The 20,486-nt window shown below is 44.3% G+C and carries 24 protein-coding genes; 12 read left to right on the forward strand and 12 right to left on the reverse strand.

The window, feature by feature from the left end:
* Positions 1 to 21 precede the first annotated feature (21 nt).
* Positions 22 to 1,401 (forward strand): L-cystine transporter, encoded by a 1,380-nt coding sequence (locus L1286_RS04255; protein ID WP_235405668.1) that lies wholly within the window; start codon positions 22 to 24, stop codon positions 1,399 to 1,401.
* Positions 1,402 to 1,716: 315 nt separating this feature from the next.
* Positions 1,717 to 2,226 (forward strand): DUF3859 domain-containing protein, encoded by a 510-nt coding sequence (locus L1286_RS04260; RefSeq protein ID WP_235405669.1) that lies wholly within the window; start codon positions 1,717 to 1,719, stop codon positions 2,224 to 2,226.
* 71 nt (positions 2,227 to 2,297) lie between these two features.
* On the opposite strand, the gene L1286_RS04265 is transcribed toward L1286_RS04260, so the two are convergent.
* The gene (locus tag L1286_RS04265; protein ID WP_235405670.1) at positions 2,298 to 2,840 is read right to left on the reverse strand and encodes a cytochrome b; all 543 of its coding nucleotides are present in this window, start codon (positions 2,838 to 2,840) and stop codon (positions 2,298 to 2,300) included.
* Between the two features lie 101 nt (positions 2,841 to 2,941).
* Here L1286_RS04265 and L1286_RS04270 point away from each other — a divergent pair, with 101 nt between their 5' ends.
* Positions 2,942 to 3,859: a LysR family transcriptional regulator gene (locus tag L1286_RS04270; RefSeq protein ID WP_235405671.1), complete on the forward strand. Its 918-nt coding sequence runs from the start codon at positions 2,942 to 2,944 to the stop codon at positions 3,857 to 3,859.
* A 153-nt stretch (positions 3,860 to 4,012) separates the two neighbouring features.
* Here L1286_RS04270 and L1286_RS04275 read toward each other — a convergent pair whose 3' ends face one another.
* The 4 genes from L1286_RS04275 to L1286_RS04290 form a co-directional block, all read right to left on the reverse strand.
* Positions 4,013 to 4,357 carry a low molecular weight protein tyrosine phosphatase family protein gene (locus tag L1286_RS04275; RefSeq protein WP_235405672.1) on the reverse strand — a complete coding sequence of 115 codons (345 nt, stop codon included), beginning with the start codon at positions 4,355 to 4,357 and terminating at the stop codon, positions 4,013 to 4,015.
* A complete protein-coding gene (gene prfH / locus L1286_RS04280; RefSeq protein ID WP_235405673.1) occupies positions 4,350 to 5,003 on the reverse strand; it encodes a peptide chain release factor H in 654 nt (217 codons plus the stop codon). Before prfH ends, L1286_RS04275 begins: the two co-directional genes overlap by 8 nt.
* Positions 5,000 to 6,160: an RNA ligase RtcB family protein gene (locus L1286_RS04285; RefSeq protein WP_235405674.1), complete on the reverse strand. Its 1,161-nt coding sequence runs from the start codon at positions 6,158 to 6,160 to the stop codon at positions 5,000 to 5,002. The genes prfH and L1286_RS04285 overlap by 4 nt, the downstream gene beginning before the upstream one ends.
* A gap of 372 nt (positions 6,161 to 6,532) precedes the next feature.
* Positions 6,533 to 7,201 (reverse strand): VC0807 family protein, encoded by a 669-nt coding sequence (locus L1286_RS04290; protein ID WP_235405926.1) that lies wholly within the window; start codon positions 7,199 to 7,201, stop codon positions 6,533 to 6,535.
* 355 nt (positions 7,202 to 7,556) lie between these two features.
* On the opposite strand from L1286_RS04290, the gene argA reads away from it, so the two are divergent.
* From argA to sdhD, 5 genes are all read left to right on the forward strand, one after another.
* On the forward strand, positions 7,557 to 8,903 hold the full coding sequence (argA, locus tag L1286_RS04295; RefSeq protein ID WP_235405675.1) for an amino-acid N-acetyltransferase: 1,347 nt from the start codon (positions 7,557 to 7,559) through the stop codon (positions 8,901 to 8,903).
* 366 nt (positions 8,904 to 9,269) lie between these two features.
* Complete coding sequence (locus L1286_RS04300) at positions 9,270 to 9,518, forward strand: hypothetical protein (protein WP_235405676.1); 249 nt, start codon at positions 9,270 to 9,272, stop codon at positions 9,516 to 9,518.
* A gap of 201 nt (positions 9,519 to 9,719) precedes the next feature.
* Positions 9,720 to 11,276: an AbgT family transporter gene (locus L1286_RS04305; RefSeq protein WP_235405677.1), complete on the forward strand. Its 1,557-nt coding sequence runs from the start codon at positions 9,720 to 9,722 to the stop codon at positions 11,274 to 11,276.
* A 134-nt stretch (positions 11,277 to 11,410) separates the two neighbouring features.
* Entirely contained in the window at positions 11,411 to 11,791 is a 381-nt protein-coding gene (sdhC, locus tag L1286_RS04310) for a succinate dehydrogenase, cytochrome b556 subunit (RefSeq protein ID WP_235405678.1), read from the forward strand.
* Positions 11,782 to 12,120 (forward strand): succinate dehydrogenase, hydrophobic membrane anchor protein, encoded by a 339-nt coding sequence (gene sdhD, locus L1286_RS04315; protein WP_235405679.1) that lies wholly within the window; start codon positions 11,782 to 11,784, stop codon positions 12,118 to 12,120. Before sdhC ends, sdhD begins: the two co-directional genes overlap by 10 nt.
* A gap of 4 nt (positions 12,121 to 12,124) precedes the next feature.
* Here sdhD and L1286_RS04320 read toward each other — a convergent pair whose 3' ends face one another.
* Both L1286_RS04320 and chrA read right to left on the reverse strand, forming a co-directional pair.
* On the reverse strand, positions 12,125 to 12,262 hold the full coding sequence (locus tag L1286_RS04320) for a hypothetical protein (RefSeq protein ID WP_235405680.1): 138 nt from the start codon (positions 12,260 to 12,262) through the stop codon (positions 12,125 to 12,127).
* Positions 12,263 to 12,570: 308 nt separating this feature from the next.
* Complete coding sequence (gene chrA, locus L1286_RS04325) at positions 12,571 to 13,716, reverse strand: chromate efflux transporter (protein ID WP_235405681.1); 1,146 nt, start codon at positions 13,714 to 13,716, stop codon at positions 12,571 to 12,573.
* A gap of 111 nt (positions 13,717 to 13,827) precedes the next feature.
* Between chrA and L1286_RS04330 the strand changes: the two genes are divergently transcribed.
* Positions 13,828 to 14,742, forward strand: a complete 915-nt coding sequence (locus L1286_RS04330; protein ID WP_235405682.1) for a LysR family transcriptional regulator — start codon at positions 13,828 to 13,830, stop codon at positions 14,740 to 14,742.
* A 50-nt stretch (positions 14,743 to 14,792) separates the two neighbouring features.
* Here L1286_RS04330 and L1286_RS04335 read toward each other — a convergent pair whose 3' ends face one another.
* Both L1286_RS04335 and L1286_RS04340 read right to left on the reverse strand, forming a co-directional pair.
* On the reverse strand, positions 14,793 to 15,545 hold the full coding sequence (locus L1286_RS04335) for a spondin domain-containing protein (RefSeq protein WP_235405683.1): 753 nt from the start codon (positions 15,543 to 15,545) through the stop codon (positions 14,793 to 14,795).
* Positions 15,546 to 15,646: 101 nt separating this feature from the next.
* Positions 15,647 to 16,579 (reverse strand): LysR family transcriptional regulator, encoded by a 933-nt coding sequence (locus tag L1286_RS04340; protein ID WP_235405684.1) that lies wholly within the window; start codon positions 16,577 to 16,579, stop codon positions 15,647 to 15,649.
* A gap of 112 nt (positions 16,580 to 16,691) precedes the next feature.
* Here L1286_RS04340 and L1286_RS04345 point away from each other — a divergent pair, with 112 nt between their 5' ends.
* The 3 genes from L1286_RS04345 to nth all read left to right on the forward strand — a co-directional run bounded on the left by L1286_RS04345 (position 16,692) and on the right by nth (position 18,592).
* Entirely contained in the window at positions 16,692 to 16,895 is a 204-nt protein-coding gene (locus L1286_RS04345) for a hypothetical protein (RefSeq protein WP_235405685.1), read from the forward strand.
* On the forward strand, positions 16,896 to 17,825 hold the full coding sequence (locus tag L1286_RS04350; RefSeq protein ID WP_235405686.1) for a sodium-dependent bicarbonate transport family permease: 930 nt from the start codon (positions 16,896 to 16,898) through the stop codon (positions 17,823 to 17,825). It abuts the gene before it with no gap.
* Between the two features lie 98 nt (positions 17,826 to 17,923).
* Positions 17,924 to 18,592 carry an endonuclease III gene (gene nth, locus L1286_RS04355; protein WP_235405687.1) on the forward strand — a complete coding sequence of 223 codons (669 nt, stop codon included), beginning with the start codon at positions 17,924 to 17,926 and terminating at the stop codon, positions 18,590 to 18,592.
* A 50-nt stretch (positions 18,593 to 18,642) separates the two neighbouring features.
* Here the strand turns inward: nth and L1286_RS04360 are convergent, their stop codons facing one another.
* From L1286_RS04360 to L1286_RS04370, 3 genes are all read right to left on the reverse strand, one after another.
* Positions 18,643 to 18,807 (reverse strand): hypothetical protein, encoded by a 165-nt coding sequence (locus L1286_RS04360; protein ID WP_235405688.1) that lies wholly within the window; start codon positions 18,805 to 18,807, stop codon positions 18,643 to 18,645.
* Between the two features lie 293 nt (positions 18,808 to 19,100).
* On the reverse strand, positions 19,101 to 19,793 hold the full coding sequence (locus L1286_RS04365; protein WP_235405689.1) for a tellurite resistance TerB family protein: 693 nt from the start codon (positions 19,791 to 19,793) through the stop codon (positions 19,101 to 19,103).
* Positions 19,794 to 20,001: 208 nt separating this feature from the next.
* Positions 20,002 to 20,439 (reverse strand): helix-turn-helix domain-containing protein, encoded by a 438-nt coding sequence (locus tag L1286_RS04370; RefSeq protein WP_235405690.1) that lies wholly within the window; start codon positions 20,437 to 20,439, stop codon positions 20,002 to 20,004.
* Positions 20,440 to 20,486 lie beyond the last annotated feature (47 nt).

The following is a 20,486-nucleotide window of genomic DNA, read 5'->3' on the forward strand; positions in this document are numbered from 1 at the left end:
CAATCATTTAAAGGTAAATTTATGTCCTTCATTGCAATGATGAGCCTTGCGGTGTTTGCTGCAATTCTCGTTGTTTTATTTCAATCTCAGAAAAAAGGCGCAACGCTTTCTCGGCTCGTGCTTATTGGCCTTTCTTTGGGAAGTGTATTTGGTTTTGCGTTGCAGTTTTTACTTGGAGAAGGTCATCACGCCATCGCTGAAACCTTAAACTGGACGAATGTGGTCGGCAGTGGTTACGTAAGTTTACTAAAAATGATCATTATGCCGCTGGTCTTGGTTTCTATGGTTGCCGCGGTGGTGAAACTCGATAAGTCGGGGGCTCTTGGCAAAATTAGTGGCGTGACAATCTCAGTGCTGGTGGTGACGACTATGATTGCAGCACTGATTGGCATATTTATCACGCAGTTATTTGGGTTGAGTGCGGAAGGCTTAACGGAAGGTGCGCGTGAAATGTCACGCATTGCGGTACTGGAGTCTCGCAGTGAAACGGTAAGTGACTTGTCTATCCCGCAAATGTTGGTGAGCTTTATTCCGACGAATATCTTCCAAGATTTAGCGTGGGAACGCTCAACGTCCATTATTGCGGTTGTGATATTTGGTATTTTAACGGGGGTTGCTGCGCGCAAAGTAATGAACGAGCGTGAAGAATTAGAAGCGCCCATTCGTACTTTTGTTGAAACGCTTCAAGCCGTGGTCATGCGACTTGTTAAAATGGTGATTTCTCTCACACCGTATGGTGTGGCGGCATTAATGGCAAAAGTGGTCGCAACGTCTAGTTTGGCTGATATCACGAATTTACTTGGATTTATTGTCGCATCATATTTGGCGATATTTTTAATGTTTGTCGTTCATGGTTTATTAGTTGGGCTCGTAGGTGTAAGTCCAAAACAGTTCTTCCAAAAAATTTGGCCAGTACTGACATTTGCGTTTACTTCGCGCAGCAGTGCGGCAACGATTCCATTGAATGTAGATACACAAATTAACAAGCTTAACGTGCCACCTGCCATTGCAAACTTATCTGCATCATTTGGTGCAACTATTGGCCAAAATGGTTGTGCAGGTATTTATCCTGCGATGTTGGCAGTTATGGTGGCACCCAGCGTGGGCATTAATCCGATGGATATCTCTTTCATTATGTCTCTTGTTGCGATTGTGGCTATCAGTTCGTTCGGTATTGCAGGTGTGGGCGGTGGTGCGACATTTGCCGCTTTAATCGTGCTTCCAGCTATGGGCTTACCGGTGACGATCGCGGCACTTTTGATTTCAATTGAGCCTTTGATAGATATGGCGCGTACGGCACTGAATGTATCCGGGTCGATGACCGCAGGCACAATTACTCACCGTCTTTTAGGTGACAAAGCGCAGGCTTCTGCTCCCGCAGAATCTGTTGCTCAATCTTAATTATATAAACAACAGGGGTCTGCATTGACCCCTGAGCCTACCCCTAATAGATCTTTATTCTCCTCCCAACAATCGCGCATTGATAACTGTTTTAACCAATGATAAATGACCAGTGCATTTACTGCTTTGTGACTCAAGATGTGTGCGCAATGAAAAATGGTGTATGCTGCAAAGTTGACATCATCACTCAGCTGAAAGAAAGTGACGTAGTGGACGGGGTAGTGTCACTAAAAAGCGTAGGTTGAGTGCGAACAAGCTTAACGAAAGCACCGCAACCTATGGGTTAAAACGTGAATAAATAATAGAAAGGTAGCGATGATTCGGCATATATATTTTCTAGTAGTCAGCTTATTTTGTACCGTTGCCTATGCTGCACCAGCAGCAAAGAGCGATATTGAGTCCATTGTATTCATGCACTCGTATATTGAAAAAGTGGGTGGTGAGGTTATTCACGAAGCCGCCGCAGTTAACGATGTGATCAGCATAGGTGAGCGTACAAAAACGTTAAAAGAGCGGACCTGGGTGATTCCCAATAAATTGGGAACTGGCTTTGAAATTGGTGTGGCATTTCTTTCAATTCCTCAGCAGATACAACATTTTGATTTGCGGATAACTTATCCAAAGACAACGTTACCCTCAGGGGAAACAAGGTCACAATTAGAACGCAAAATCGATATTTCAGGGCACCAGGGGGAGTACGTTTGGGGGTTTGCATATTACTTTGACTTTCCGTATGAAACGACACCTGGCGATTGGCATATAGAGATACGTGCTAAAGGCAGCTTAATACATCACTCTAAATTTACTGTCGTGGCAGAAAACTAGGCCAAACGGGTTGGGTAATGTAGGTAGGGCTGCCATGCACGCATCACTCAACCAGTGAATTTAAGCAGACATCATGATCTTGGCTTTTTGGTTATAAACCAAGGTCGCATGCTATATAGCACTTTGTCCTTCAGAACAAACTTGTGTCCTAGGGCCGCGATGATGTGACCCACCACGACGATGATCAGCGATTGAATACACACGACGTGAATTGAGCGAAAGGTATCAAAAAGCGCACTGTCGTGATGATTGTTGAGAGCAATTTGACCCAAAACTTGCACGGGCAAGTGATGAAAGTTTGCGGTGATGAAGCCTGTTAGAGGAACCAGTACCATAAGCATGTACATTGTAAGCTGAGTGAGCTTGGCTAAGGTTGTCAGTCCTGAGGGAAGTGCATGTTGTGGCTGTGGGTGCTTCAATACAAATCTTTTGCCTATTCGTATTAATATGAGGACACATAGAAGGGCGCCTATGCTTGAATGCCCTACGAGCATTATGATGCGATCGGCATCGCTCATCTGAGGGTCGAAGCCGATAAATGCAAAACACATGAGTGTAAACAACACGGCAGATAACCAGTGCAGCAATTTATAAGACCAACTATACGAGTTCATGGGTGCCTCCAATTAAAAACAGTAAACGGTTTCAGGTTGAGAGCTTAATTGGTATCTTTAATTAGATAATCACCCAAAATTACAAAAGATTGTTTTTATATATGAACAATGATTTGAATCAGATTCGCATTTTTTGCAAAGTGGCCCAACTGCAGAGTTTTACACAAGCTGCTATTGCACTGGACGTTGAAAAGTCGACGGTGAGCAATAAAGTCAGTCAGTTAGAGTCCCGCTTAGGTGTCAAACTGTTACATCGAACGACTCGCTCGGTAAAGCTAACTGAAGAAGGCGCGCAGTATCTACACTTTTGTGAGCAGGCAATGTCTCAACTTGAGCAAGGGGAAGCCTTGCTGAGTGATATGCGTCAACAGGCCTCTGGCCATTTACGCGTTGCTGTGCCGCAGAATTTTGCTGACTTTATGGCGGCTACGATCGTGATACCATTTTTACAGGCTTATCCGCAGGTCACGTTAGAAGTTCAGCAAGGCACACAAAATGTCGATCTAATCAAGGAAGGGTTTGATGTGGCGATTAGAGCGAGTTTCAATGATATTGAAGATTCTAGCCTAATTTATCGTAAAATATATCAATCGCAACGGGTTTTCGTCGCTTCGTCTAATTACACCGCAAAGTATGGTGTCGCAAGCACCATTGAACAACTCCGTTCGCAGCCTTATATTGCGAGCTTTGCCGGTGAACGCAGTGATGCGTCCTTTAATCAAGTATATGCGCAAGGTAAGTGGCATACTCTCAATGCACGCTTGACTGTCAATTCTACTGCCGCCGTGCTAAGTGCTGTTGAAGCGGGGTTAGGTTTCGCCATTATGCCTATTGGCATGGTACGAGATAAAATTGCAAGCGGTGAATTTGTCAAAGTTGCTGCTGATATCACCTTGACAGACTCCGTCATTTTTTTAGTGTATCCGTGCAGGCTTGGACAACCTGCAAAGCTTAAAGTATTTATCGACACTCTGGTGCGTTGGGGAGAGCGTATGATGCAGTCGAATAAGGCAAGGTAGGCTGTCTTTAATTGCATTTGAGTCAAGCTGACAAAAGGAGGTATGCCAGTGCTAAACATTGTGGCTACATTAAAGGCCCCGCCAGTGATGTCGCGCTGGCGGGGCTTGGTGCTAAATTAAAATGACCTTATTCTATGCTCCGTGTCGTTCAAGTCAGATTCTGAAGTCCCAACTTATGCCTAGATGCATACCGACGACTTCTTTGAAGATTTGAATAAGTGCGTGATCCATAAACTGGTATTCATCGGGTACATCAAGTACTCGAATGTCTTTGTGTGTTGTTACGCGAGTAAATTGACTTTTTAATCGACGCTTGTGCTTTTCTTCCATGACAAAAATAATCTCAGCCCATTGAATATCATGTACTTTCACCGTCTTTTTGGCCTTTTGGCTGGTACCTGCAGAGCGGACATTCAACGCAGGATGATGCTTCCATACTTGCTCACCTGTCGGACTACGCCATTGATTACGGCTGCAAATAAATAAAATATTACGCATAATGTCCCCCTTTAGTGCGTGCTTCCTTGTCGATAAACTTGGGTCCTTTAAAAGTTTTTACTGGATTACCTCGTTCGATTTCCTTATGTTGTTGCCAGCGTGATTTCTCTTGTGCGTTGAGTTGCATTTTCTGCATGTCTGCAAGTTTTTGCAGTACCAAAATACGCGCCTGCTTTTTATTGGCATGTTGACTACGCGCACTTTCTACACGCACCGAAATCCCCGTTTTTGTGTGCGTTGCTCTGACTGCTGAGTCGGTTTTATTAACATGCTGACCGCCAGCTCCCGAAGCTCGACAGGTTTGAAAGGTGATTTCAGAGTCGAATTTATTGTCGTCTAGTTCATAAATATGGCCACTGAAAAACCAGTTTTTACGCCGATGCTTTGGACGAAATTGGCTTTCACATACCCACAACATAGCCCCTTGCCATTGACGCGCAAACTGCCTCGCTGCATTCATATCAGGAGACGATAGTTTCACGATAACCGACTTGTAACAACCTGATATTTCGGCTGGTATCAACTCAATAGGGTCGCACGTAACCCCTTGCGCTTCGCTCTGTTTTTGTAACTGAATCAGCGCGAGACCCACGGCTTTGCAGCATTCAATCGGACCTTGCCCAGAGGATAATTGCAATATCATCATCCAATGCAACCTCCATTGGTTTTAAAGGTTAAGACTGGACGAAGTTTGGCGACGACCTCCACTAAATTGGCGTCCACTAAGTCACTGATGATGGTTTCGCACTTTTTATAGGCCTGTGGCGCTTCATCATAGAGCAGTTCCTTATTACCGCAAATGACTCGGCTCCCCAAAGCGGTGTGATATAAATCAACGCGTTTGTATTTGTGGCTCAATCGCCCCTGACACTCACCGCGTTTCCACTTTCTGCCAGCGCCATGGGCCAGTGAGTATAAACTTGCAGGTGCACTGGTGTTGACCAGGGGTCGCACTAAATAGCTGTAGTCACCGCGAGAACCAGGAATAACAACATAGCCTTTGTCACTTGGGGTCGCGCCTTTGCGGTGCAGCCAGCCACTTGTATTATCAATGCATTTTGGGGATACCAGGTTGTGGTTTATATCAAGGGTGCAGTGCCCTGTAGTACGGATTGCATCTAAAAAGCGCAGTGCAATTACTTCACGATTGAGTTCAGCCCACCTCACTGCTTCATTGTGCGCCGTTATATAGGCATGAAAGTCAGATGTATCGAGGTATAACCCATCATGATTATGTTGTGCGATATGTTTCACTAAAATGGATTGACCAAGGCCCCTCGAGCCTGAGTGAACCAATAGTTGAAGGTGCTTTTTATTGAGTCCGAGCTTGTCCAAGGCACGGTATTCGTATACCTCATCAATGGCTTGAAACTCGGCAAAGTGATTGCCGCCTCCTATGGTGCCCAGTGCGTGATCAAAGTGATGTGTAACAATGTCTTTTTCTGCTTTTCGTGTTTGAATGAAACTGTCCCAGCTCTCATCAAGTGGTTGTTCTACATGCGTAAATTTCTTAGCAAGTTTATCTAGATTGACCTTCGAAATTTTTGCTGAGGTTTGCCATAATGACATGCCGCACCCAATGTCATTCCCCACAAGTGCTGGGTAAATTTTAGATGTTGTAAAAAACGCCGCACCAATAGGGTAACCTCTACCCGGGTGCAGATCTGGCATGCCAGCGACACGGTGCATGCCCGCGAGCTCTGAGGTTTTAATAAGTTGCTGGATAGCAAGCCCTTCAATCCACGTATCTTTAGACGCAATAAGGGTTGTATTTTCTGTTATTTTTTGGACGCAGTTGCCCATAGTACCAATACCTTAAAATAGTATTTAAAACAAAAATGTATTGGCAGGTCGTGTTCACTGAGCGTGACCGGGGTAGCTTTACAAAAAGCTAAAGTGTGATTTTAGCTGATGGCTACTTAACGGGTAAGACCTGCAAAGGGTAATAATGTCTTTGTCATAATTGATACGCCTCCACAGTTAATTGAAAATTAAAAATTCGGGGCAATGTTAGTCCCTTTTTTGTGTCAATGCAAACGCTTAATTGCAAACAGTGTGCTTTTTAGAGGGCGTTTTGGGACAGTGAAGTGCAGGTGTTAACACGTTTTTTTGTAAGATTTTTTAGCCAACATCACTGCTTTAGAGGAAGTCCCCCCTAAGGCAGTGACAAATGCGTTATTCGGGCTCGTGGAACATTTCTTCGACAGTTAATCCTGTCAGCTTTTTAAGTGATGTGAGTAGATAGTACAACGCGATAAAGAAAATAATCATTGTCGGAAGTACGATGACTGGGTAGCTCAGGGCGGTCATGCGACCCAATTCACTATTGTAGGCTTCCGTGCCTGCTGGGCTGACAACGATCATTTTTGCTAGCACGTAGTTGAGCAGGGAAGATAAAAAAAATGAACCAGCCAAAATGTTTGACGCAATGACCTGCACTTTGGGGAGTTTCTCCGTGTTACCTGCTTGTGCGAGAGCGGATTCTATCTTTTTAATATCCATGATTTTTTCATTAAACATCATCGTTTTAAGTAACGGGTACTTGGTATATTGACTCACGATAATAGCGATGCCGATTATGCCCGGAATAAGGGCTTCTTTGATGGCAATATACTTCGCATCGAGCTCTAATAAACTAATCCCGCCGGTTAAGAGCACGGACACGATGCCTAAGCCAGAAATAAAGTTGAATTTTCCTGTCTTGTTGCGTTCCCAAAGACCAAACCCAATTGGGAATGCCAAAGCCACAATAATACCTAGTGTTGGGCCGAGTGCATCTTCACCAGAAAACCGTGTGAGCACAATCACAGGAATAATAATGTTAAAAAGTAACTGGCTAAACATGCCGGATTGTTTTTTGTCAGTTTTAGGCACAAACACCTCTTTGTAATTGAACTGAGATTGATAGGAGTGTACGGCAAATTAGGGTACTGCGGCAATCACCGTTGGTCGCTAATGGGGCAGTTGACCTGTTTTCGGGGATGAGCGATTCCTGCGTCAAACCGTTATTTTTAGTTGATGAATGCTTATTCATTAAAATTAAATGAAAATGATATTTAATGTACTGGTTTTAAAAAATGTACCGAAATATAAAAAAGCATAATTTGCGAATTTTAATTCTTTAATTGTGCATAATAATTCTTTACTATGTTTGTTAACTTGTTGTGTTCAATCATTCTGTGTGAAAAAGGTAAATACTGTGCGTACAACTGAATTGGTAGATGGCTTTCGCCAATCGACTCCCTATGTGAATGCCCACAGAGGGAAAACATTTGTCGTGATGTTGGGTGGGGAAGCTGTCGATCAGCCTGGTTACCGCAGCATTATCAATGATGTCGCTTTATTGACGAGTCTAGGTATTAAAATAGTATTGGTTTTTGGGGCACGTCCTCAATTTGACAGTGCACTTGCGCAAGCCGATATCTATAGCCAGTTTCACAATGAAATTAGGGTGACTGATTGCGCTTCTTTGCAGATCATTAAACAAGTGAGTGGTGCAATGCAATTGGATATAACGGCCATGTTGTCAATGTCCTTGAGCAGCACGCCTATGTCAGGTACTTCGTTGAATGTGGTCAGTGGCAATTTTGTCATTGCACAGCCATTAGGGGTCGACAACGGTGTCGACTATCACCACTCGGGGCGTGTGCGTCGTATAGATGCTGAGGGGATCCGGCATCAACTTGATAACAATAGTATTGTCTTACTGGGTCCCATTTGTGCTTCGGTAACCGGGGAAAGTTTTAACTTAACTGCTGAAGAGATTGCTACTCAGGTCGCGCTGAAACTGGGGGCCGATAAAATGCTGGGCTTTAGCCACGAGGCAGGCATACTGGATGAAAAAGGCGAAGCGGTTGCAGAATTGATGCCCAATGAAGTGGCGCAATGGTTAGCGCAAAATAGCGGAGCTGCTTCGATCTGTAAAAGTACATCCGCGTTTTTGCATGCAGCGATTGAAGCATGCCGAGGAGGAATACATCGTTGCCACTTAGTCAGTTATCGAGAGGATGGCGCGTTACTACAAGAGCTATTTTCACTCGATGGTATTGGCACGCAAATCGCGCCTCAGAGTTCAGAGCAATTGCGCAGCGCAACCATCGGTGACATTAATGGGGTGTTGAATCTCATCCGACCGCTGGAGGAACTGGGGTATTTAGTTCGTCGCTCAAGAGAGCAGTTAGAAATGGAAATTGAGCAGTTTATGGTGATTGAACGTGATGGGTTAATCATTGCGTGTGCTGCGTTATATACCTTCCCCGAAGATGAAGTGGGTGAGTTTGCCAGTCTTGCTGTACATCCTCAGTATCGAGATGCCGACAGGGGAAGCTTTTTACTTAGGTCGGTGATCAATAAAGCCAGAAAACGAGGGTATAAGTCATTATTTGCACTGACAACTCGTAGTATTCATTGGTTTTTAGAGCAAGGGTTTGACTGCGTGAGTGTGGACGACTTACCCGCAAAGAAAAAGTCACTGTATAACTATCAACGCCGCTCCAAAATACTCAGGCTTGATTTGACTCGCCTGCCCAAAAATCGCATGTCGTAATCAAGCTTATTGCTTACACACGTTTGGCGTGCAGACTTTTTTATATTTTAATACCATTAGGTGGGCGCATTTTGATTGCGCTCATCTAGCTTGCTCATTACTTAGTGGCGGGTATTTACATGGATTGGTTTTGATTGAAGCGATGTTAAATTGATAAGGGCAGTGAGTGTGAATACAAAAAGGCGATAACGTCAAACACACGGCTTGATTCACCATGTCGTGGTCGCGGCTTTTACACGCGGTGATCTCCATTCATGGGGGAGTGTTTTTTCAACCGCGTTGCCTGCCTATCTAGCCTGCTTTTATTTATCCCGCATTTTAGAACTGCTATCCTATTGGCTTTGTATATCCGCAGAGCCAGTTAGCATGATTGATGATAAAGAAGAGATACGTACTTTAGATGAATTAGAGTCATTTTTGACCTTAGTCGAAAACGGTGGGATGGGATTAGAAAACGTGGCAGGCATTGCGCTGGCAACGAATAACAGCAATGGCAGACCTTTTGTGGCGGTACTGGACGATAATCACCAATTACTGCTTGGACGTTGGGTGACGCAAGAAGTGTTTGAAAATGGTAAAGAAATAGTAAGAGTTGGACCTAAAAAACGCCATTAAACAAGCTGTGTGTATTGGGTGAGAACTGTCAAAGGTACTTAAAACCAATACACTTACCTCCCTTATTTCATCTTGCCGCTACTTTTACTCACCTCAAATTTTTTCTCATTTGCATAGGCGGGTGTTAAAACTACCCACAGCATACTGTTCTGGCCGATAGGTAGGAATAGTTAAAGTTTAACTCGTCGTAGGAAAAAAATAGTGTCTGCAACAGAAACGGTCAAACAGAGTGAGGGAGGGGTTATCTCATTCATAGAGAAGGCCGGTAAAAAAATCCCTGATCCAATTATCATTTTTATCTGGTTTATCCTTGGAGCGTTTGTTTTAACGGCGCTTATTGGAGGACTGACATTTGAAACACAGGGCGCTGATGGCAACCCGGTGCTCCATACCATCAAAAATATGACAGACGCTGAACATGTTGTTTGGTTTTTTGACAATGCGCTCTTACAAAACTGGTTAGGGTTTGGTAATGGCATATTGGGGGTCATTTTAATTGTCATGCTTGGTGTGGGTATTGCCGAGAGCTCTGGATTATTTAATGCCATAATTAAAAAGCTCGGAACGCGATTGAAGGATAGATACCTTGCACCAGCGTTGATTTTTTTGGGCATTATGAGCTCGATCGCGACGGATGCCGGCTACCTTATTCTGATCCCGTTAGCGGGTTTACTTTACGCTGGGTTGGGCAAAAACCCATTGATTGGTATGGCTGCTGCATTTGCTGGTGTATCAGCCGGTTTCAGCGCCAACTTACTTCCTGCAACTCCAGTCGATGTGGTGATTGGTTTAAATGCTCAGATTTTTGCACAGTCACAGGGAGTGCCATTTACGGACGCGAGTGGGCGTGAGCTTACGCCTGCGACCATGCACTATTATTTTATTTTTGTTTCTACTTTTATGCTGGTAGGGATTGGCGCATGGGTGACAAAAAAGTTTGTGGAACCTCGCTTAGAAAAAATGTCATACAACCTGCCTGAGGGATTGGACCTTGCCGACTTTGCCCTCACCGCGCAAGAGCAAAAAGGGTTAAAAGCGGCATGTTGGGGACTTTTATTGTCACTGGCATTAGTGATTCTACTCGCGATGGGTCCGTTAGCTCCTTATGTGGATGCATCGGGCAAAACTATCACGCCGTATCTTAACAATGTCATTCTGTTGATTACGTTTGTGTTCGCAGCCGTTGGTGCCGCATTTGGCATTGCGACGGGCAAGTTTAAAAGTTTACTAGATATTGTGCAGGCAATGGTCGCACAAATGAATACAATGGGATATGTGCTAGTCCTCACCTTCTTCTGTTATAACTTTTTAGGAATTTTGGGTTATTCGGGGCTTGGTACGTATATCACGTATGTGGGTGCCAGTGGGTTATCGGCACTGGGGCTACAAGAGTTTCCAATTTTATTAATTATTGGGTTTGTAATCACAACGGGGTTGATAAACCTATTCGTTGGGGGGCTGACGTCAAAGTGGATGCTACTTGGGCCTATTTTTGTTCCCATGCTTTATCAAGTCAACCCAGCTATGACCCCAGACCTTGTGGCTGCAGCTTACCGTGTGGCAGATTCATCCACCAATATCATCACGCCAATGATGACTTATGCGGGAGTTATATTGGCATTTATGCGTAAATACAAACCAGATCTCAGCTTTGGCGAGGTAATCGCCATGATGATCCCATATTCAGTGGCTTTTCTGGTTTTTTGGACATCACTGCTCATTGGCTTTTTTACTTTTAACTTGCCCTTTGGTTTTTAACATCGCATTTTGATGTATTTTGAGCCATAAACTAACGCCGTGCATGTCGCGGTGTTATTGTGTGTTAGATTGAATTTGTAAGTGGTAATGATTTGCGTTAGCATTTATCTAAAGTAAACCTCTAGGTAATCAACATGAGAAAAGAGCGGCCAACTAACTTGGCAATTCAAACCATGGCACTACCCATTACCGCTTATGCTTCTATTTTGCACCGTGTGAGTGGTGTCATTGTTTGGGCAGCTGCGGTGGTATTATTGCCATTACTGATCTTTGCGATGCAATCAGCGCAAAACTTCGACACTTTAAACGCAATCGTGAGTGAACACTTTTTTGCTCAATTTGTCGTCTGGGGGCTGTTAACAGCACTTGGGTATTACTGTTTGGGTACCATTAAGCATATCGTTCAGGAATTTGGCTATTTTGAAGAATTAGCCAGTGGATGCATGATTTCTCGCGTTGCAATTGGGTTAGGCGTGGTACTTAGTCTCGTAATAGGAGTATTGATATGGCGATAGTAAACATTGCGCGTTCCGGTACCAAGCAGTGGGTTCTTCAGCGTATTAGCAATACCTTTATTGTCGGATATAGTATGATCGTTGCTGCCTTGTTGCTGTTAGAACCGGTGACAACCCATCAAGCATTAGTCGATTTTTTCTCGCCAACTTGGTTTAAAGTGTTAACGACCATCTGTGTCTGCGTGTTTTCATTTAATGGCATGATTGCAGGCTGGCAAATCGCGGGTGACTATGTGCAGGGGGCTGCGATTAACAAAGTCTTTAACCTTGTTTGCGTGTTGCTCAGCTTATCGATGATTTTGACTATGTTAAAACTGATTTGGTTATAGTGTGCTAGTCATACAGCTCTTCCTCTAGTGGGAAGAGCAAATCAAATACAGGTTCGATAACACTGACGGCGATTAACGCGGCTGATAAAGCCCACACATAGTTAAGCTCGGTGTTTGCTTCTATGACCCAAGATACACTCATGCTCAACCAAAAAACATTAAACAGCATAATATAAAAATTTGGCTTTAATGGTTTGGCACAATGTTTACAACGGACGCTCTCTCGATTAAGCAATGGTAGTCGCTCGCTAAGCGTCAGCGGCTTTTTGCAGCAAGGACATGGCCGGGTAACGAAATCTCTCAACATAAGTATATTTGAATGATAATTGTTATCATTCAAATATACTGCTTTTAAGCACGAATGAAAAGCAGTTGTGTTGATAAAATTAAATTCAGTGAACTTTACTGAGTAGGGGGCACAGACATCCTTGCCTGTGAGGTGTCTGTGGGCTAGATAAAGCCCATTCCCAAGCCTGCCAACATAAATGTCAACACTAACCAAATAATAGGCAGTTTGAGTTGCTTCATAAGGAAAAAGCCAGCCAAGACAAGGGCAATGTCCATTGGCTGTATGACGGCACTGATAAAGACCGGTTGATACAAAGCCGCGACGAGTAGACCCACCACTGCGGCATTGACGCCACTTAGAGCTCCTGCAATGCGAGGCTTTTGTGCTAGCGCTTGCCAATTCTTCAATACTGCCAAAAGCAGTAAAAACCCCGGCATAAATACGGCAATGGTCGCAATCACTGCGCCGACCAATGGCGTTGCAGGCATCAGTTCATAGCCAATGTAGGTCGCAAAAGTAAACATGGGCCCTGGCACAGCTTGTGCAGCGGCGTATCCGGTTAAAAAGGCATCTTCACTGAGATTATCACCCACGATATTTTGTAACAGTGGCAGTACCACATGACCCCCCCCAAATACCAAGCTACCAGCCTGATAGAAGTCATTGAATAAACGCAATGACGGTGACATATAGGCGATAATGGGTAATCCGATCAGCAAGACCACAAACACAATAAGTGGCATATAGTTCGGCTTGAAAGCGGGCAAATCGACAGGTGTGGATTGTGGTTTGAGGTGATGGGCACCCACGATGGCCGCGAATGTCAGTACGCCAATTTGCATCCAGATACTTGGCAAGAGCAGCAAAGCAATGGCCGTGGTGAAGCATAACCCAACGGTGAGCGTGCTTTTACAGAAATTCTTATACATGCCCCACGCAGCATCCGCTACTACGACCACGGCAAGGAGTTTCAGCCCATGGACGACACTTTGAAAAGCCGTGGTGTCAGTGGCTTGACTGGCAAGCAGTGCCAGTCCAATCATGATCAGCACAGAGGGTAAGGTAAACCCTAAAAATGCCGCACACGCACCTGCTAATCCTCCACGTTTGTAGCCAAGTGCGAAGCCCACTTGGCTTGATCCAGGGCCTGGTAAAAACTGACTGAGCGCGACAATTTGTCCATACTCGTGGTCATCTAACCATTTGAGTTTTTCTACAAACGTTTGTCTGAAGTACCCAATATGCGCCGCAGGCCCACCGAAGCTGAGCCAACCAAGGATAAAAAATAGTTTAAATATTGCAAACATAATGAACGTTTTTTGAGATTCGTTTTTAAGCATGTGTATAGGTTAAAAAATGAATTATAATTACTCAAATTAATAGTATTGATTGTAACTATGAATAAAATAGGATTGTGAATGAGCTTTGCGGACGTGCAGTGGAGAAACATAGATTTAAATTTGCTGGTTGCTTTCGCGTATTTATATCGCTATGAAAGTGTCAGTATCGCCGCAGAAAAAAACTGCGTCAGTCAATCGGCAATGAGTCATAGTTTAGCGCGCCTACGTATTTTATTTGACGATCCGCTGTTTGAGCGACAAGGTCATAAAATGGTGCCAACGGAGCGTGCACAAGCACTCTCACCTTCCGTCACGCAAATTTTAGAGTTGGTCACTCACGATCTTTTGACTACCGCCACTTTTGAACCAAGCCAGTATCAAGGGGTGTGTCGTATTGGGTTAACGGATTATGCCGAGTTTATCTTTGCACCACTCATTTACGATGCGATTCGCCAACAAGCATCCCATGCGCAAATCAGTTTTATCAATGTCAATCGCAGCAATTACATGGTGTTGGCGGAGCAAGAGAAATTAGATGTTGTGATTGGCAGTGTCCCTGTACCCGATAAGGCCTTTGAGTGCGAGCACCTCTATACAGAGCGCCATGTTTGTCTTGCCGATCTCGAGATGGTAGATATTAACAATGGACTCACGCCGTCTCAGTTTGCAGAGGTTGATCATGCTTTGGTGAGCCCAGACGGACAACTATCTACCCCGATAGATAAAACGTTACAAAATGAGGGGTTAACACGCCAAGTCACGGTGGCGACCCGTAACTTTTTAACAGTACAAAGCTTGTTGAAGCAGCGACGCTTGGTGGCTATTGTGCCTCAAAAAATGGCTGATATTGCCAGTCAAAGCAATGGGCTTGGTTGCTTTCAACCACCCATACCCGTGGCGGATTTTGATATTTCAATGCTGTGGTTTAGTCGCAAACAACGAGATGATAAGAATCGGTGGTTACGCCAATTATTAAAAACGGTAATAACTTAGCGCTTTAAAACGACGTAGGCCGTTAAAAAGCGCATTCACCTTCGCGACAACTATTGCATTAGTTTAATGGTGATCACACCAATGTTTGCCTCACTTTGAAAATGTACACCTTGCGCAAAATCTGTATCGCTGCGGGTACTATCTAAAAGTGTGATGGTGCTTTGAGGATCTGTCACAAGGTTTGCGGAATCAAAAGTGACGCCGCTGTCACTACCTGCATCATAAACCTTTAACTGAATTGTCTGTTGAGTGAGCCATTGTTCGTCGTTGAACAGTGCGAGGCTATCAATGCCAATAAACCAGTCTGGGCTTGGGGCGACCATAGATACTACGCTCAAAAGCGGAAAGTCTTGACTCGCTTCAAAAGTCATGCTGACACTTTGGCTATTCCCAGATATACCAGATTCATCAATGAGGTAGTTAGAGTGGCCGAGATTTTGAATGTTGCTGATTTCAGTTTTCAGTGCCGCCTTAGAGCCCGTTTCCGCCATGCTAACAATGCCCGCAGACGCCATTTCTCCGCGCTGGAAAATACGCCCTTGCGCATTGTGTGTCAGCCCAATCACAGGAGAGAAGTGGGTTCCACTTGGATAATTGGTCGGAAATGTTTGTGCATCCCAAGTGCGTGTGAATGTCAGTTCATAAGTTGCAGTGGCGGAGGCGGCAGGCGGTGTGTTTGGCGTTGTTGGGGGGGTGGTGTCTTCAGACGGTGTCGGGGTTGGGGTATCACTGCTACTGCTGCCTCCACAGGCTGTTAAAGAAAGCACTGCACTGAGCGTCACTAATTTGAATATACCATTCATATCTAACCTCTAAACGTAAATAAAGGGGGCTTGTCAAACACAGACCTCGGTGACGTCAATTATCTTTCAAAAAAAGTGTGTTTTTTAGCCTGTATTGTCACCTACAGCTCAATGGCGTTTTTCATAATCTCTCTGCCTTCTGTTTCAACGTAATCAAGAAATACAGTGGCGATGGGAGATAGCACCTTTTTTTTAGTCCATGAGAATGACCACTTTGAGCGAATAGGTAATGACTCAACATTGATCACCTTCACGTCGTGAATTTCGCCAAATGCGAGGGTGTGAGATGAGAGGATCGATACACCTAACTTCGACAGCACCGAATGAATAATGGCTTCATTACTCGCAATGGTCATTCTGATATTGGGTTTAACGTTTTGACTATTAAAAAAGGCTTCGGTGGCGTAGCGTGTACCTGAGCCTGATTCTCGAATTAAAAAGTCTTCTTGGCAAAATGCCTCAAGGGACACTTGTTGTTGGTGACTGAAAGGGTGTGATGCGGGCGCAATGGCAACCAAGTCGTTTGACATAAATTCAATCACTTCTAGGTCTAGCCCTTCAGGTAAGTGACTAAAAACATAGAAATCATCAAGCCCTTGCTCTAAACGTTCGATGACCTGTTGACGGTTTGCGACTGTGAATTGAATATCGATCCCTGGGTAGCGTTCGCAAAATGGACCAAGTAAATGCGGTATAAAGTATTTGGCAGTGGTGACGCTCGACAGCCTTAAGGTCCCAGATTTTAGGCCCCGTAAGTTGGATAAATGCATATCCAACGCTTCGCAACTTTGCAATATTTGCTTTGCTGTGGCGACGGTGGCAAGCCCCGCATCAGTGAATTTAAGCTGTTTGCCTACTTGTTGATATAAGGGAAAATCGATGGCTTCGGCCAGTTTTTTTAGTTGCATAGAAACGGTTGGTTGAGTCAAAAACAGCTTTTCTGCTGCAGCTTTAACGCTGCCTCCTTCATACAGCGCCAGTAAAATTTCGAGCTGTCTAAATGTCCCAATGTGTGCATGTAATCTGGACGCCATAATGCCTCTTTTTTATTTGGTTAGATTTTTATCTATGTATTTATTAGTTACTATCTATTTTTATCTATATTTGTTTTTTTGTAAAATTCTTAAAAATACAGAGGAGCAGTTTATGATGACGTGTAAGAGTTTGGCCCTGCCTTTAATAACCAGTTTGTGTCTATTCGCCTTTTCGTATTTCAGCGTCGTTATTGGGGCAAGCGCAGTTGGGTTCGTCGTTTTGGCATTATCTTTATTTGGTGGCGCAGTGCTATTTGGCTACAAATCGTCGCTGAGTAAACACACGGCAACATACACTTCAGAGGCTAAATCATAGATGGTCGACGCGGTTGTTGCTTTTTTTGTACTTGGCATCATTGCTCAACTACTCGGTGCGAAAATTCCGTTTACCGATGGCTTATATAAATCCCTAAGCATGTTTTTGATGATTGCCATTGGTCTAAAAGGCGGAATGGCATTGCAACAGCATGTTGATCCCGCGTTATTGTTGATGTCTGTGGCGGTGATAGGGTTTGGTCTTTTGCTTCCGTTGATTGCCTATCCACTGCTGCGCTATTTTGGTCAACTAGATAAAATAAATGCCGGTGCCATTGCGGCACATTATGGCTCAGTGAGTGTGGCAACCTATGCGGTAGCCGTTGCTTTACTTGAGGCAAACAGCATCGCATATGAAGCGTATTTCCCGCTGTTTGTTGTATTGCTCGAAATGCCAGCAATTGTGGTGGGTCTTGTATTAGCCAAAGGTAATTTCAAAATCATTAACAGAGAATTTATCAAAAAAGAGCTCGTGGCAAACCAGAGCATTCTGTTAATGGTTGGTAGTTTGATCATTGGCTTTATCGGGGGCGAGAGCGTCCAAAAGTTAACGCCATTCTTCGTGGATCTGTTCCCTGGTATACTGGCGTTGTTCCTCTTAAAAATGGGCTTAGTTGCGGGTGAGCAGCTAGGCACGTTGAAAAAGAACAGTGTTTTTTTAATCAGCTTTGCTGTCTTGATGCCCATGTTAGGCGGTTTGGCTGGCACAGGTTTGGCCCTGTTATTAGGGTTGAGTGCTGGCGGCATTGCATTAATGGCAGTACTGGGTGCCAGCGCATCTTACATCGCCGTGCCGGCTGCGATGAAAGAAAGTTTACCAGAGGCCAATGCGGGTATGTCCATTACCGCGTCATTGGGGATCACATTTCCATTTAATGTGTTAATCAATGTGCCTTTTTTCATTGCACTTGGGCAATTCCTAGGCGTGTAATCCGTGCCTTAGCTGACAAATTAAATGCTGACGTCCTGAGGGCGTCAGTGTACATTAAACGGCATTGCCCAAAGATATTCAGATATAGGTAAACATTCGTGCCGGAAAAGAATTTATTAAAAGCAGAGCGAGTCGCATATATTCTTGACTCATTGCAAGCGCGCTATCCAAACCCACCTATCCCGCTTGACCATAAAGATCCGTACACGTTATTGGTCGCGGTATTATTGTCAGCGCAATGTACTGATGAGCGCGTCAACAAGGTGACACCTTCACTGTGGCAATTGGCAGACAACCCATTTGATATGGCATTGCAATCAGTCGAGGACATTCAAGAAATTATTCGTCCGTGTGGTTTGTCTCCGCAAAAATCAAAAGCGATTAAAAAACTTTCTGAGATTTTGGTGGCTGATTATGATGGGATTGTGCCTGAAGATATCGAAGCGCTTGAGACATTACCCGGAGTTGGCCATAAAACCGCTGGCGTTGTGATGGCACAAGCGTTTGGGGTGCCTGCATTTCCGGTGGATACCCATATTCATCGATTGGCGCAGCGTTGGGGGTTAACCAATGGCAAAAATGTCGCGCAGACGGAAAAAGATTTAAAGCGCTTGTTTCCTGAAGAGTGCTGGAATGACTTGCACTTACAGATTATTTATTACGGTCGGGACTTTTGCACCGCGCGAGGCTGTGATGGCACGGTATGTCCAATTTGTACGACGTGCTACCCAAATCGAAAAAAACCAAAGTTGGTTAAAAAGCCATAGCAAATTGATTAAATGTACTTTGGGCGTGAAGCCCAAAGTACATTATAAGATTACGTACATGGCATGGAAGTACACACGATAGGCCCTTTTGAGTAACACTCCATGTAGGTACATTGCCCAGTAAGTCGTCCACCACCGATTTGTTTGGTTTGTTTAACACTTACGGTATTCAATCCTAAAACTTTAACGTGCTTTTTATTTAGTTTCATTTTCATAGCTATTTCCTTGGTGAGATCAATAATTGACCTGTGGTGTTACTCGTTCTAGGGAAGTTATCTATTGAGTTTTTTAATGGCACGTTGTGACATGGCACATAATGATGCTTTTGACGCAATTGTTGCGCGTTTTACCTGCGTAATACATTGTATATGTTAATAGAGTAAGCATGTGAGCCAACCACATCCAGGCGTGATTTCCAGATTATGTTGTTAAGCAAAGATAATTCGTGGGGAACACGCCTTTTTCACTGTTTATGGATTCAATACTCAAGTCGTTCTGCACAAGCGAGCTAATACGCGGCCAGCTCTTTATGAATGGATTGCACGAGTTCTCTTGGCAGACAAAGTTGATTTGCGAGTGTCTGCAGGTATTGCTGTGACACGCCTTGTTGCAAATCAATGGCACTGGCACTGGCGGCATAGACTTCTATGCCTGTTTGTGCATCAGGCACCGCTTGAACAAGCTCAACCAAACTCATTGGCTTCCTTAACTCGTCAAATAGCATCGCTTTTTCAGGAACTGACAGCGCCATTGTTTCGACTTGCGCGAATATCTTTTGTCGTTCAGTTTCATCGATATGCCCATCGGCATAGGCTGCAGCGATCATGGCACGCATCAATATGAGTTGGCCAGATCCGCCATCCACTTCAGCAATTTCCTCGAAACTTTGCTGGGGCATGTGTGCCGGTGTAAAATCAAATGTTTTACTGTGTTTATTACGACCAGCCATCGCTTGATCATAGGCCGCACCGTCTCTTTGTTGGTTGGTCGCCTGATTGTGCTCTGAATACTGTTTATATGCTTTCCAAGCGAGTCCGCCAACTGCTGCTAATGCGCCATACTTGACGGCCTTTTTGCCGGTTTTCTTTCCCTTTTTACCACTCAGCAAAGAGGTTAACCCACCGCCGGCAACCCCACCTAAAAAGCCATTTAATGCACCCGATTTATTCAGGTTTCCTACGAGTTTCTGTAATTCTTTCATTGCTGTCTCCTTGGGTTGCTGTCAGTCCAGAGTAGGGAAAAAGAAAGAGTTTGAAAACCACTATTTTGTTACAAATAGATTCAATTTATAGAGGCTAAAATGGGTGTATGAGCTGAGATACGTTCTGAGTTGGAAAAACCTAAGTTGATAAGCCATCATACCAAAGAATGGACTGCCCCATTGTCACATTACTTGGCTATGAGTGGATTCAATGAGTCTGCTCACTGAGCAACTCTTTAATTGGGATTTGATAAAACATTGCAAGCTGCCTTGCTGTGCGGTGGTATACACGACATCCGCACTCTGCACGCTTTAAAGTCGCAATCGAAACACACAAGGCTCGCTCCTGACATGCGCATGCTAACTTCTCCTGACTGAGCCCCAAGTCTCGGCGTAGTTGTTTCAGTCTTCTGCTATTTAGTTGTACACGGCCATCCATTTTGGTCACTCCTTTTGTGGGGGTAACTAAGCCTAGCAATGACTCTAAATCTTCGCCAATTGCGAAAAGGAATGTGGTGTTTTTGATTGTATACGGTGGTGTCACAAATGTTGCACAGTGCCCCGTACGGAAACACTCCGGGTGATACCAAACTGATACCAAACTGATACCGACAAGGACTGAGAGGATGTCTACACTTGGAACCAAATTCAAGGCACGACGATGGTCGGCGTGCTGTTCACTTAAAGAGATAA

The sequence above is a fragment of the Pseudoalteromonas sp. SMS1 genome, assembly GCF_021530565.1.
Lineage (GTDB): Bacteria > Pseudomonadota > Gammaproteobacteria > Enterobacterales > Alteromonadaceae > Pseudoalteromonas.